Source organism: Flavobacterium soli DSM 19725 (assembly GCF_000422705.1).
GTDB lineage: Bacteria > Bacteroidota > Bacteroidia > Flavobacteriales > Flavobacteriaceae > Flavobacterium > Flavobacterium soli.
In genome coordinates, this window is the sequence record NZ_AUGO01000002.1 from 60,502 (window position 1) to 75,176 (window position 14,675).

Here is a 14,675-nt window from a genome sequence, read left to right on the forward strand (position 1 = left end):
AGATGCTATGAAACAACCACTTTTAGCCTTTAACGATAAAGGCATTTATTGTCAGCAAGCCGATGTATATCTTGATCCGTGGCGACCTGTCACGAATGCCATCATTACCCACGGTCATGCCGATCATTCGCGTTGGGGCCATCAAAATTATATTACCCATCACACCAATGTCCCGATTATCAAGCACCGACTCGGCCCCATAAACGTGACAGGGAAGGATTGGAACGAAACCTTCACCATCAATGGGGTGAAATTCTCTCTTCATCCCGCCGGACATATCATTGGCTCTGCCCAAATCAGGGTGGAGTTCAAGGGCGAAGTCTGGGTGTTTACAGGTGATTATAAAACCGAAGATGACGGCATTTCAACCCCCTACGAAGTCGTAAAATGCCACTCGTTTATAACCGAATGCACCTTCGGATTACCAGCCTTCAAATGGACACCTCAAGCCGAAGTCATGACCGACATCAACAACTGGTGGGCCGAAAACAGGGCAGAAGGAAAGACATCGATGCTTTTTGGTTATTCGCTCGGAAAAGCACAACGCCTCTTGAAATATCTAGATACCGATATTGGAAAAATATACACCCACGGAGCGATTGAAAACATGACCGAAGTGTTGAGGCCCATTGTGGATTTTCCGCCTACAACTTTGGTTACACGTGAAACCAAAAAAGAAGAGCTACTGGGAAACATTGTCCTGGCTCCACCAAGTGCTCACGGAAGCACATGGATCAGGAAGATGACACCCTTCGTGACCGGTTCGGCAAGTGGCTGGATGGCGTTTCGGGGTGCACGACGAAGGCGAGCTGTTGACAGGGGTTTTGTCCTGAGTGACCATTGCGATTGGACAGGATTACTGGAAAGCATCAAAGCAACGGGAGCCGAAAAAGTAATTTGCACACACGGCTACTCGGATATTTTTTCAAAGTATTTGCTGGAACTGGGATATGATGCAAGAACTGCCAACACCCAATACGAAGGCGAATCAGGAGAAATGGATGCGAAAAAAGAGGTGGGAGAGGAAAATGTAGAAAGAGAATAGAGAAAAGAAAAAAGATGAAAGAAGCAAGAAAGATGAGAATTTAAACCATTAAGAAATTAAGTTTCATTAAGGCATAAGGCTTATTTTTCTTAATTTCTTAATGGTTCAAAACTTTGCGTCCCGAAGCTTCGGGATTGCGAAAAACCTTTGTGTTCTTTGAGGTAAAAAAAAGATATGAAAAACTTCGCCGAATTAATAAAATCCCTGGACAGCTCCAATAAGACATCTATAAAAGTTGAAGCACTCACCAATTACTTCAAAAACGCAAGTGATGAGGACAAGGTGTGGACGATTGCTATCCTTTCCCACCGCCGTCCACCCCGACCCGTGAACACGACATTATTAAGATTATGGGCAAATGAATTGGCGAATATTCCGCTTTGGTTGTTTGAGGAAAGCTATCATATCGTTGGCGATTTGGCGGAGACCATTGCACTCATCATCCCAACTACAAAAGAACATTCGGAAAAGAGCCTGACAGAATATCTGCAGGAAATCATCGCCCTTAAAAAGAAAACCGACGAAGAAAAAAGGGAATACCTGCATGAAAATTGGTTGGCGTTGAATTATTACGAACGCTTTGTTTTTACCAAATTAATTACAGGAAGTTTTAGAATTGGTGTAAGCCAAAAACTGATGACAAGGGCACTTTCGAAAGCCGAAAATATCGAAGAAGATGCTTTGGCCTATAAATTAATGGGTGATTGGAATCCGAATACTATCACCTTTCAAGAATTGATTTTAGACGAAAAAAGCAGTGATTATCTGTCGAAACCCTACCCATTTTATTTGGCCTATCCGATTGAAGGAGAAGTTTCTAATCTAGGAAACCCAGAAGATTGGAGTGCCGAACACAAATGGGATGGTATCCGATCGCAAACTATCATCCGTGATAACGAGATTTATGTATGGAGCAGGGGAGAAGAATTGGTTACCGATAAATATCCAGAGTTCGCCTCTTTCATTGGAGTTATTCCCGATGGAACAGTAATCGACGGCGAGATTCTTCCTTTTTTAGACGGAGAAATCGGAACATTTAATGATTTGCAAACCCGAATTGGTCGGAAAACAGTTTCGCAATCCATCTTGAAAAACAATCCGGTTATCATCAAAGCATACGATTTATTGGAATGGAAAGGAGAGGATATCCGGAACTTTCCTTTTGAAGAAAGACGACTTCTGCTCGAAAAATTATACGAAGAAATAAAAGATAAAAATTTACCGCTTCAACTTTCAGAACGCGTCACCTTTTCGACTTGGGAAGAGGTTGCGGAAGAAAGAATCCGTTCAAGGGAAATGAAAAGCGAAGGTTTGATGCTGAAGCGAAAAGATTCGCCATATCTCGTAGGACGAAAAAAAGGCGATTGGTGGAAATGGAAAGTCGAGCCCTTAACCATCGATGCCGTCCTGACGTATGCCATGCGGGGTCACGGAAGACGCTCGAATCTGTTTACCGATTACACCTTCGCTTTATGGCAAGACAACGAAAATGGCGAACGTGAATTGGTGACTTTCGCTAAAGCGTATTCAGGTTTAACGGATGCCGAATTCAGGATGGTCGATGATTTCATCAAGAAAAACACACTCGAACGTTTTGGGCCTGTTCGAAGTGTGACACCGAAGTTGGTTTTCGAAATTGGCTTCGAGGGAATTTCATTGTCCAAACGACACAAAAGCGGAATTGCTACCCGTTTTCCAAGAATCCTCAGATGGCGAATCGACAAGAAAATTGAGGAAGCGAATTCTATTGAAGATTTGAAGAGTATGATTGTTTGAGTAAGGCAAGACAAAAGAGGCAAGAAACAAGAAGAAAGAACTTTGTGACTTAGCGTCTTTGCGAGATAACCAACACAGATTGCACAAATTAGCACAGATTTTTAGCGAAAAAGCTTTGCGTCCCGAAGCTTCGGGATTGTGTAAAACCTTTGTGCTCTTTGTGGTTAAAAAAAGATTTAAACCATTAAGGGATTAAGTTTCATTAAGCTAATTCTTAATTTTTCTTATCCCGAAGTTTCGGGACTTAATGGTTCAAAACAAAATAAATATTTTAAATGAACAGAGAACAACTTTTTAACCTAGCAAGCGACTGGTTCCGTCAACAAGGATGGAAACCCTTTCCGTTCCAAACACAAACTTGGACAGCTTTCTTGCAAGGTAAAAACGGCCTGCTAAACGCTCCAACAGGAAGTGGAAAAACATACGCCTTATGGTTGCCGATTGTTCTCGATTACATCAAAAAAAATCCTGATTATAAAGAAAAACACAAGCCCGGACTGAAAGCCATTTGGATAACGCCACTTCGGGCACTGTCGGTAGAAATCAAGCAATCTGCCGAAAGAATTGTGAATGATTTGGGTACACAAATGACAGTCGGGATTCGTTCTGGTGATACTTCGGCAAATGAAAGAGCCAAGCAAAAAGGAAAGATGCCTGATCTATTGGTGACAACACCAGAAAGTCTGCAATTGCTTTTGGCATCGAAAGGCTATGAAAAAACATTTAAAGATTGTTCGGCAATTGTCATTGATGAATGGCACGAATTATTGGGAACAAAACGTGGCGTTCAAACGGAATTGGCATTATCCCGACTAAAAAAAATCGCTCCGAATATGCGAATCTGGGGGATTTCGGCAACAATCGGCAATTTGCAACAAGCTCAGGAAGTTTTACTTGGAATGGACTCGGAAGCTTATAAAAATTCGGTTTTAATCAAGGCGGTCATCAATAAAAAAATAAATGTCATTTCGATAATTCCGAACCAAATGGAAACCTATCCGTGGCGGGGTCACATGGGGTTGCACTTGGTGGATGAGGTGGCGAAAATCATCAAAGCTAGCCGAACAACGTTGCTATTTACCAATGTCCGTTCTGCTTGCGAGATATGGTTTCAAAGACTTTTGGAAAAATATCCAGAGTTTGCTGGCGAAATGGCGATGCACCATGGAAGCATCAATAGGGAAACCCGACTTTGGGTGGAACAAGCCATTCGGGATGAAGAATTGAAAGTCGTGGTATGTACCTCAAGCCTGGATCTGGGTGTCGATTTTGCTCCAGTGGAAACGATTATTCAAGTGGGAGGTCCGAAAGGCGTTGCTCGGTTTTTACAACGTGCTGGACGAAGCGGTCATCAGCCAGGAAAAGAAAGCAATATTTATTTTCTAGCAACCCATTCCATCGAATTGATTGAAGCTTCGGCCTTGAAAAAAGCAGTTAAAAATACGGTTGTCGAGGATCGAGTTCCGTATTTGAACAGTTGGGATGTCTTGGTGCAATACCTGAATACATTGGCTGTTTCCGATGGTTTTTTTCCTGATGAAATTTACGAAGAAGTGAAATCAACCTTTTGCTATCAAGCGATGACAAGGGAAAATTGGAACTGGATTTTGAACTTTATTGTCAACGGAAGCCAAAGTTTGCAGGCTTATGACGAATATAAAAAAGTAGAAATTGAAGAGGACGGTCGTTTTAAAATCAACAGCCGAATGATTGCCATGCACCACCGAATGCAGATTGGAACCATTGTGAGTGATGCAACTCTTAATGTGAAATTCATGGGTGGCGGTTTCATCGGAACTATTGAAGAATGGTTTATTTCCAAATTAAATCCTGGTGATACGTTCACGTTTGGTGGAAAAAAGTTAGAACTATACCGAATAAAAAACATGCAGGTTTTGGTTCGAAAAGCTGATCCTTCAAAGAAATCGAGATTGGTGAGTTGGATGGGAGGACGGATGGCGCTTTCGGCTCAAATGAGTGAACTGCTTCGTCAGGAATTGTATCGGGCAAATACCGATGATTTATCGCCAGAATTAAAGGCTTTGCAACCGATGTTTCATAGGCAAAGAAAGGAATCAATTGTTCCAAATGCCAATGAATTCTTGATTGAAACCTTTAAAACCAGAGAAGGTTACCACGCGATATTTTATCCATTTGAAGGTCGGTTTGTGCATGAAGCTTTGGCGAGTTTATTGGCGTATCGAATCAGTTTGCTTTCGCCGATAAGTTTTTCGTTGGCCTATAACGATTATGGTTTTGAATTGCTTTCCGACCAAGAAATCAATATGCAGGAAGTATTGGACAACAATCTTTTTTCAACAGATTATGTACATTCTGATTTGCAGAAAAGCTTGAATGCAACCGAAATGGCAAGAAGAAAATTCCGAGATATTGCCGTAATTGCAGGTTTGGTTTTTACAGGGATGCCAGGGAAAATGATCAAGACCAAACATTTGCAAAGTGGTTCGCAATTGCTTTTTGAAGTATTTAGGGATTATGAGCCCGAGAATTTATTGTTTCAGCAAGCCTATCGGGAAACGTTTGAACATCAGTTGGAAGAAGGCCGATTATTATTGGCTTTGGAACGAATTTCTAATCAAGAAATTGTTTGGAAAAGATGCGAAAAACCAACACCTTTCAGCTTTCCGATAATTACGGATAGACTTCGAGAAAAATTATCGAGTGAAACGTTGGCAGAACGAATTAAAAAAATGACAGTTTCTTATATGAAGTAATTTTCACATCCTAACAGTCCCGAAGCTTCGGGACAAAACTTGTTAGGTTTGTTTGAAGTCCTTTTGTTGGGGTTATTATAATACCTAACAGGTTTTGAAAACCTGTTAGGATACTAAAAAAAAACAGGGATGACAATTACCATAAAAATAAAATCACAAACCTTTATCTTGCATCCAAGTGGTGCTTTGTTTTGGGAAGATAGAAAAGCCCTTTTAATTTCAGATGTGCATCTGGGGAAGGTTTCGCATTTCAGGAAACACGGTGTTGCAATTCCGAATACTGCGGTTTCAAAAAACTTTCAAAGATTGACAGAAGTTGTAGATTATTTTGATCCAGAAAGCGTTATTTTTCTTGGAGATTTATTTCATAGTTCTAAAAATAGCGAATGGAATTTATTTGTAGAATGGTCGGATTGTTGTGTGGCAGAAATCATCTTGATTGCTGGAAATCACGATATAATTGGAAAGGAAAACTATGATAAAATTGGGGTGAAAATTTTCAAGGAATTGGAAATTGAAGATTTTTTATTGACGCATCATCCCACAGAAAAGGAAGGTCTGTTTAATTTTTCTGGACATATTCATCCAGGAGTTTCATTAAGAGGTTTTGGGGGACATCACATAAAATTGCCTTGTTTTTTTCAGAAAGAAAATCAGATGATTTTACCTGCTTTTGGGGAATTTACAGGGAAATATATTATGGTTCCAGAGGGGAATGACTTGGTTTATGCAATTGCAAAGGATGAGGTGATTTTAGTACAGAAACGTTAATCGGAAAAAATAAAGTTGATTTTTATTCTAATGCCCTAGCCCAGATTACTTCACAGGAAAATATTTTTCAAAAGAGTTCAGTGAACGTTGTTTGAAATGAAAAGCTGGAATTAGCTCCTTAATTTAAAGCAAATGGAGTGCTTAATTTGAAAGTAGGTACCATCACTCTAAAACTTCTTGTTGTAGTAAAATTAATCATGTTGAAATAACCTTTCATCGAACCAAAAGGGGACGACAACAAACAACCCGAACTATAAGTGTGAGATTCTCCTGGTTTTAGCACTGGTTTCTTGCCAACAACTCCTTCGCCATCAACGAATTCTGTATCGTTGAGTGAATCAAAAATCTCCCAATGACGTGAAATGAGTTGAACGGAATCCTTGCTATGATTTTCGATAGTGATCTCATAGCTAAAGGCAAAATGAATCTTATAGTTCTTGAAGTAGGTGCCTTCAAAACTAGTAAGAACCGATATTTTAATACCTCTGGTGATTTGTGAAACCATATCTGTTGAATAAGTGTACCAAAATTACAAATTTTAATTTTGGAATTGCATTTTAGGGATATAAATTTTAGTTAAATGGTTTTGTAGCAGATTCTTATATTTTTAATTGATGATGTCAATCGAAGTTGCAATTCCTTTTCCAATAATTCGGTCATAACGTTGTCCGTTTTCACGATAATAAACGATTGCCGAATAATTGTTTTCAGTTTGATAAAAGTTGCCATCAATAGCATTTTGATGGTCGATTTTGCCATTTTTATCGGCAATAGTATATTGGTAGTTGACAAATCCTTGCTTGACCATCAATGCCTTTTCATAAATGCCTTTATCCTTATTATACTCCATCTTATACTCCGGTGTCAAAGCATAGTTGTTGAACATTCCGGTTACATAGATGTCGTTTTTGCCATAATAGGCTGGAGCACTGAGGGAGAAAAATACCCAGGCATAATCTGCTTCGATGGTATTGTTTTCGGCGTTTAGGTTTCGGACTACGAAATTTCCATTTACGTCAGGAAAAAAAGTATAAGGAACATCAGCTCTTGGAGTATTGGTGAAAAGATGCGAATTGTAGATTTCTTTTGCATCAACACGCGAAACACTGTTGTTGGCTGCTCGAATGTCTTTGTTGTCAAAAAATAAAAATTCGTTTCCACCCCAAAACTGGGTTTCTGCATCATATTTATAAATTAAATCATTGCCAATCGTGTACATCGGTTTTACATTTGTGATGGCGCCATTGAATTGTCCGTTTTGCATCAACAATACTTTTACGTTTTGCAACGGAGTTTGAAATTGTATGGTTTGGGAACGAATGGCAAAGTCTAAATTTTGCTTGTAGTTGATTTCGTTTACATTTCGAGCCCTTTTTACTTGCATAGGAACCGATACTAATTCTTCATACAGGATAAATTTTCTACTGAAAACAACTTCTTTATTATCGTTTAAAATCTTGATGACATAGTTGCCACTTACTCTAAAACGCGTGAATTTATTGGGAAAAGTCAAATCATAATGCGAGTATAATTGCAGGGTATTGAAGGAGTTGGTATAGTTCTGAATCCTTTGATCGTCAAAACCATCGATATATTCTGCTTTAGATAATTGCGAAGGTTTCCAGTCGTAGTCACAATGGGTAATAGTATAAAAATAATTTGCTTCGTCTCCATATAAATCGTCGAATTGGAACTGAAAGCTATCGTTCAGCCTAAAGAGTGGAATCGTGTTTTGATTGTTTTGAAGGAAAGTAACCGTCTTGATGTTATAGGGAGGATTGATTTCTTTTTCTTGAGCAAATAATTGACCAGTAGAGCAATAGAAAATTAGCAACAGTAAGGAATAGACTTTTTTAGACATTTTAGAATTGAATTTAATTTCAAAAAAGTAAAGATAGCAAATTACAATAACAACATTTCAGGAAATTTAGCATAGCGTTTGTTGGATTTAGTGCAATCTTCCAAATATATAAGGGTTTTCTGTTAAAAATAGTATAATAAAAAATATTTTTTGAAGTTATTATCTAAATTCGACAAAACAAAAAACAATTATTTATGAAACAAATTAAAAGAACGCTCTTTTTTTTATTGGCTTTGCCACTAACAATCGTAGCACAAGATTTAAAAGCCGACAGTCCGATTCCTTTTGATCCAAGTGTCAAAACCGGAAAACTGAAAAATGGGTTGACCTACTACATCAAGAAAAATGCCAAGCCCGAAAATAAGGTAGATTTGAGATTGGTAATTAATGCAGGTTCTATTTTAGAGACTGATGAACAGCAAGGTTTGGCTCACTTTATGGAACACATGTGTTTCAATGGAACCAAGCGTTTTCCTAAAAACAAATTGGTTGATTATTTGCAAAGTATCGGGGTGAAATTTGGTCAGCATTTGAATGCCTATACCAGTTTTGACGAAACGGTTTATTTTCTTCCGATTCCTTCTGATGATCCAGAAAAATTAGAAAATGGTTTCAATATTATCGAAGATTGGGCTTTTAATGCCGTTCTAACGCCAGAAGAAGTCGATAAAGAAAGAGGTGTGGTTCTAGAAGAATACCGCCTCGGACTTGGAGCAAGCAAAAGAATGATGGGCCGTTACATGCCAAAAATGATGTACAAATCACATTATGCAGATCGTTTGCCTATCGGGAAAAAAGAAATTTTAGAGAATTTCAAATACGATAAATTAACTTCTTTCTATAAAGATTGGTACCGTCCAAACTTGATGAGTGTGATTGTGGTTGGGGATATTGATGTTGCCGAAATGGAGAAAAAAATCAATGATCATTTTGGAAAATATCAAAACCCTAAGAATGAAAAACCTCGAAAAGTATACGATGTTCCCAATCATAAGGAAACTTTTGTAGCGGTTGAAAGCGACAAAGAAGCTTCGGGAACTCAAGTGCAATTGATTTATAAAGATTATAACGAGCCTAAAAAAACGGTTACGGTTGCAGATTATAGAGCTGATTTAGTAGAAGGAATTTTTACTACAATGTTGAACAACAGGCTGGATGAATTGACCAATTCGCCAACACCTCCATTCACATTTGGATATTCTTATCATGGTGGAACTTGGGCCAGAACCAAAGAAGCCTATCAATCGTTTGCCATGACACAAGAAGACAAGCAACTAGATGCCTTGAAAGTTTTGGTTACTGAAAATGAAAGAGCTAAAAAATATGGTTTTACGCAAAGCGAATTAGATCGTGCAAAGTCGGATTATTTGGCTCAATATGAAAAAGCCTATAACGACAGAGACAAATCAAATTCAGAAATGTTTGTTGGAGAATATCAATCTCATTTTCTAGAAGGAACACCAGCTCCAGGAATTGCTTGGGAATTTGAAGCTGTGAAACAAATGCTTCCAAAAATAGAATTGAAAGATGTTGCCGGTTTTGTAAAAGAATACGTGAAAGATGACAATCGTGTTGTAATCATTACAGGTCCAGAAAAAGACGGATTAAAAAAAGTGACAGAACAAGAGGTTTTGAATACTTTAAAAGTAAATTCTGATGATGTAAAACCGTATGAAGAAACAGCTTTAGCTTCAAGCTTGTTGCGAAAGGAAGTACAGCCGGGAAAGGTGGTGAAAAAAGAATTCAATGCAAATATTGGAGCTACAACCTTGACCTTATCAAATGGTGTGAAGGTGACCTACAAAAAGACTGATTTCAAGAATGACGAAATTTTGATGGAAGGAATCAGTTTTGGAGGAACAAATTTATACTCGAATGAAGAGGCCAAGAAAACGCAATTTGCAAATGGAGCTTTGACCGAAGCAGGTTTTTCAGGTTTGAAATTGAATGACATCAACAAATTTATGGCAGGAAAAATTGCCTCTGCAAGTCCGTATATTGGTAATACTACCGAAGGTTTTAGAGGAAATGCAACGCCAAAAGATTTGGAATATTTGTTCCAAACCGTTCATGCTTATTTTACAGATTTGAACTTAGACAAAGAAGCTTTTGAAGGTTACAAACAAAAGCAATCGGCTTTTTTCAAGAACTTATCTTCACAGCCAAACGTTTTCTTTCAAATGGAGTTTTATGGATTTTTGATGAAAGATAATCCTAGATTTTTCGGAATGTTCCCGGATGATAAAGCTTGGGAAACTACCGATTATGAACTGGCCTACAACAAATACAAAGAGCGTTTTGCTAATGCTGGAGATTTTGAATTTTTCTTCGTAGGAAATGTAGATGACAAAGCGATCGAGGAATTTTCGGCTAAATATTTGGCTTCTTTACCAGCAAATGATAAAAAAGAAAAAGCAGTTGATTTGGGGTACCGAATGCTAAAAGGCGAACATAAAAAAATCGTAAATAAAGGAACAGATCCAAAAAGTTCTGTAACCATCATGTTTTATGGCGATGCTGAATATTCTGCAAAAGAAGCTTTGGCAATGCAAGCTCTAGGCGAAGTGTTGACCATCAAATTGATTGAGGAATTGAGAGAGAACGAAAGCGGAGTTTATGGTGTTAGTGCCAGAGGAAGTATGAATAAAATTCCAAACGGATCCTATAGCTTCAATATCGGTTTTCCGTGTGGACCAGAAAATGCTGAAAAACTTACGGCTTCAGCCTTGAGAGAACTTCAAAAAATTATCGATAACGGTCCTGTAGAAGGCGATGTTGTGAAATTTAAAGAAGCAGAATTACTTGATTATAAGAAAGACATCAAAGAAAATAGAACTTGGTTGAGTAACTTTAGTAAAGCCTACACAAATGGAACGAGTGCAGAAGATATTCTGAAATTTGAAGAAAAAGTGAATGCTATTACGGCAAAAGATATTCAGGCTGTAGCCAAAAAATACCTCACGAAAGATAAAGTTGTAGGTATTTTGATGCCAGAAAAAAGCTAATTGATTTTAGCAGTAAATGAAAAATCCCAAACGTGAGTTTGGGATTTTTTTTATTTGTAGCAAACCGGAATAATTTCTCCCTTAGCCAAACAATATTTTTCAACCAATTCAGGCATGATTTTCTTAGTATAATCTTCCTCAATTACGGTAAAACCGATACTTCTCAACTTGTCAAAATAATCCCTTCCATAAATACGAACGTGGTCATATTGCCCGAAGATTTTGGCTCTTTCTTTTTGATCGGTAATCGTGTCATCAGAAAAAGTTGTGGCTCTATTCAAATCCTGCGGAATCTGAAAAATCCCCATTCCGCCAGGTTTTAGAACGCGGTATAATTCCTGCATCGCTTTGGTATCGTCTGGAATATGTTCCAAAACATGATTGCAAAGGATAATGTCATACGAGTTATCTTGAAACGGCAAATCGCAGATATCCGCTTTTACATCAGCCAATGGCGAAAACAAATCGGTTGTAGTATACTCTAGATTTTTCTGATTTCGGAACAACTTATAAAAGGCCTGTTCGGGTGCAAAATGCAATACTTTCTTTGGAGCCGTAAAAAAATCAGTTTCATTTTTCAAATACAGCCACAACAGGCGGTGTCTTTCGAGTGAAAGCGTACTTGGCGAAAGCACATTGTTTCGTTGGGTTCCATATCCATAAGGCAAAAAACTCTTGAAGCTTCTTCCATCGATTGGGTCAGTAAATTTATTTCCTTTTAAGGCAAAAGCCAAAACAGGACGGATTACATAACTCAAACGGATGAGGAATGGACGGGGGATTGTATTGAGTATAAATTTAAACACAGATTTCACAGATTCTCACAGATTAATTAAAGAATAACTCTTTTGTAGTTTAAACTGTCTTCTCCAAAATTGATTAGCAATCCAATTTTGTTTTTTGAAGCAGCTAGATAATTTAATGTTTGTTTAATTTCGCTATTGGATAACTTTTCAATAGCCTTCAGCTCTAAAATTATTGTGCCAAAAACAGTAAAATCGGAGAAATAATATCTCGGAAGAATAATGTCTTTGTATTCAATGTTGTATTTTTTTTCTCTTTCATAAGGAATAGAATTACATTTGAATTCGTATTCCAAAGCATCAGCATAAATGTTTTCGCTATGACCTTTTCCTAGTATTTTGTGTACTTCCATACACAAACCAATTATTTTATACGTTTCCTCTTTTAAATAAAATTCTTCCATTTGTTTGGCTTTTAGATTTAGAATGTCATTTTTACTTTTTCAAGTTAAAGTAAATCTGTGAAAATTTGTGAAATCTGTGTTATAAAATAATCGGCAGTTTTCTAAACTCATCTTCTTCATTAGAAGTGATTCCCAACGCTTGATAGATATACGAAAAAGTAGAAAGCAATTCTGGTTTTCCATCTATCAAAGCTACATCGTGTTCGAAATGAGCACTTGGTTTTTTATCAGCCGTTACAATTGTCCAACCGTCTTTTAAGGTCTTGATATTACGGGTTCCCATGTTGATCATCGGTTCGATGGCAATTACCATTCCTTCTACAAACATTTTTCCTCTACCACGTTTCCCATAATTTGGAACTTCTGGATCTTCGTGCATTTTTCTGCCTAAACCGTGTCCGACCAACTCACGAACCACACCATAGCCTTGAGCTTCTGTATAGGTTTGAATCGCATTTCCAATATCTTCCACACGGTTTCCAGCTCTGAATTGACGGATTCCAACGTATAAAGATTCTTTTGTAATCTGTAACAGCTTTTTAGTTTCAGGATTCACATCGCCAATCTCAAAAGTATAAGCGTGATCGCCATAAAAATCATTTTTCAAAGCACCACAATCAACCGAAACAATATCACCTTCCTCAATCGGACGGGTTGTTGGCAAACCGTGCACCACTTGTTCGTTTACACTCGTTAAAAGTGTAGAAGGACAACCGTATAATCCCAAGAAACCAGGAACGGCATTATGATCGCGGATAAAAGCTTCGGCCATTTTATCAAGTTGCAAAGTTGTAACTCCGGGTTTGATTTCCGCAGCAATCATGCCTAATGTTTTAGAAACCAATAAGGCACTTTCGCGCATCAATTCTATTTCTTCTCTCGTTTTTGGGATAATCATATCTAAAAATTTGTGACTGCAAAAGTAAGTATTTATTTGGAATATGAGATTTGTCATTTTTTATCTATAAATTCAGAAATAATTTTGCTAAAAATTCAAGGTATGAGTAAATATGTTACTGCCGAAGAGGCGGTCAAAATCGTAAAATCGGGTGATCTAGTCTATGTTCAGGCTGCAGCTGCAACGCCAACAATATTAACAAAAGCTTTGTCTGAAAGAGCACCAGAATTAAGAGATGTAGAGATTTGTCATTTGCATACTGAAGGCGAAGCTCCTTATGCAAATCCCGAATTATCGGAGAGTTTTCATATCAATTCTTTTTTTATTGGTAAAAATGTTCGCCATACACTTCAAGCAGGAAATGGCTCTTACACACCCGTTTTTTTGAGTGAATTGCCACATTTGTTCCGAAAAAAGGTCCTGAAATTAAATGTAGTTTTGATCCATGTTTCGCTTCCTGATCGTCATGGTTATTGTTCGTTAGGTGTTTCGGTTGAAGCAACTTTGGCAGCTATTGAAAATGCAGAATATGTGATTGCACAAGTCAATCCAAGAATGCCACGAACTTTTGGAGATGGGGTGATTCACGTTTCCGAAATCAATTATTTGGTAGAAGTGGATGTTCCCATTCACAGTCACGAAATGGCGTTGATTTCTCCAGAAGAAGATAGAATTGGAACCTATGTTGCATCGTTAATTGAAGATGAAAGTACCTTGCAGATGGGAATTGGTTCTATCCCGAATGCGGCTTTAACCAAATTGATTCATCATAAAAATCTAGGCTTGCATACAGAAATGTTTTCCGATGGAGTGGTAGACTTGATTGAGAATGACGTTATTAACTGCAATTTTAAAGGTGTTGCACGAGGTAGAGCTTTGGCTACTTTTTTAATTGGTTCACAGCGTTTGTATGATTTTGTGAACGACAACCCTTTTGTAGAAATGCGTGAATCTTCGTTTGTAAACGACACTTCTGTCATTCGCAGAAATCCGAAAATGGTGGCGATAAATTCGGCTATTGAAGTTGATATTACAGGTCAGGTTTGTGCAGATTCTATTGGTGCCAAAATGTATTCGGGTGTTGGCGGACAAATGGATTTCATTCGAGGAGCATCCTTGAGTACTGGAGGAAAGGCTATTATTGCATTGCCTTCTGTAACCAAAAAAGGCGAAAGCAGGATTGTACCATTTTTACGTCAAGGGGCTGGAGTGGTGACAACGCGTTCTCACGTTCAATACATCATTACCGAAAATGGAATTGCAGATTTATATGGAAAAACCTTGAAGCAACGAATGCTAGAAATGGTGAAAATTGCCCATCCGATGCATCAGGAAAATATTGAAAAAGGATATTTTGATTTGTTACACAAGCTATAA

11 protein-coding genes are annotated in these 14,675 nt (G+C 37.9%); 6 read left to right on the top strand and 5 right to left on the bottom strand.

Annotation, left to right across the window (positions count from 1 at the left end):
• The first annotated feature begins 7 nt into the window (after positions 1-7).
• The 4 genes from G508_RS0103335 (at position 8) to pdeM (ending at position 6,327) form a co-directional block, all read left to right on the top strand.
• Positions 8-1,045, top strand: a complete 1,038-nt coding sequence (locus G508_RS0103335) for a ligase-associated DNA damage response exonuclease (protein ID WP_026703993.1) — start codon at positions 8-10, stop codon at positions 1,043-1,045.
• A gap of 174 nt (positions 1,046-1,219) precedes the next feature.
• Positions 1,220-2,821: an ATP-dependent DNA ligase gene (locus tag G508_RS0103340; protein ID WP_026703994.1), complete on the top strand. Its 1,602-nt coding sequence runs from the start codon at positions 1,220-1,222 to the stop codon at positions 2,819-2,821.
• 275 nt (positions 2,822-3,096) lie between these two features.
• A complete protein-coding gene (locus G508_RS0103345; protein ID WP_026703995.1) occupies positions 3,097-5,556 on the top strand; it encodes a ligase-associated DNA damage response DEXH box helicase in 2,460 nt (819 codons plus the stop codon).
• Between the two features lie 129 nt (positions 5,557-5,685).
• Positions 5,686-6,327, top strand: coding sequence for a ligase-associated DNA damage response endonuclease PdeM (pdeM, locus tag G508_RS0103350; RefSeq protein WP_026703996.1), 642 nt, complete (start codon positions 5,686-5,688; stop codon positions 6,325-6,327).
• 118 nt (positions 6,328-6,445) lie between these two features.
• On the opposite strand, the gene apaG is transcribed toward pdeM, so the two are convergent.
• Together apaG and G508_RS0103360 are read right to left on the bottom strand one after the other, a co-directional pair.
• Positions 6,446-6,832, bottom strand: a complete 387-nt coding sequence (gene apaG, locus G508_RS0103355) for a Co2+/Mg2+ efflux protein ApaG (protein ID WP_026703997.1) — start codon at positions 6,830-6,832, stop codon at positions 6,446-6,448.
• 102 nt (positions 6,833-6,934) lie between these two features.
• Entirely contained in the window at positions 6,935-8,188 is a 1,254-nt protein-coding gene (locus G508_RS0103360) for a type IX secretion system plug protein (RefSeq protein ID WP_026703998.1), read from the bottom strand.
• 194 nt (positions 8,189-8,382) lie between these two features.
• On the opposite strand from G508_RS0103360, the gene G508_RS0103365 reads away from it, so the two are divergent.
• Positions 8,383-11,193 carry a M16 family metallopeptidase gene (locus G508_RS0103365; RefSeq protein ID WP_051197423.1) on the top strand — a complete coding sequence of 937 codons (2,811 nt, stop codon included), beginning with the start codon at positions 8,383-8,385 and terminating at the stop codon, positions 11,191-11,193.
• A 50-nt stretch (positions 11,194-11,243) separates the two neighbouring features.
• Here the strand turns inward: G508_RS0103365 and G508_RS0103370 are convergent, their stop codons facing one another.
• The 3 genes from G508_RS0103370 to map all read right to left on the bottom strand — a co-directional run bounded on the left by G508_RS0103370 (position 11,244) and on the right by map (position 13,298).
• Positions 11,244-12,008 carry a class I SAM-dependent methyltransferase gene (locus G508_RS0103370; protein ID WP_026704000.1) on the bottom strand — a complete coding sequence of 255 codons (765 nt, stop codon included), beginning with the start codon at positions 12,006-12,008 and terminating at the stop codon, positions 11,244-11,246.
• Positions 12,009-12,025: 17 nt separating this feature from the next.
• Entirely contained in the window at positions 12,026-12,400 is a 375-nt protein-coding gene (locus G508_RS0103375; RefSeq protein WP_026704001.1) for a GxxExxY protein, read from the bottom strand.
• Positions 12,401-12,479: 79 nt separating this feature from the next.
• The gene (gene map, locus G508_RS0103380) at positions 12,480-13,298 is read right to left on the bottom strand and encodes a type I methionyl aminopeptidase (protein WP_026704002.1); all 819 of its coding nucleotides are present in this window, start codon (positions 13,296-13,298) and stop codon (positions 12,480-12,482) included.
• 102 nt (positions 13,299-13,400) lie between these two features.
• On the opposite strand from map, the gene G508_RS0103385 reads away from it, so the two are divergent.
• Complete coding sequence (locus G508_RS0103385; protein WP_026704003.1) at positions 13,401-14,675, top strand: acetyl-CoA hydrolase/transferase family protein; 1,275 nt, start codon at positions 13,401-13,403, stop codon at positions 14,673-14,675.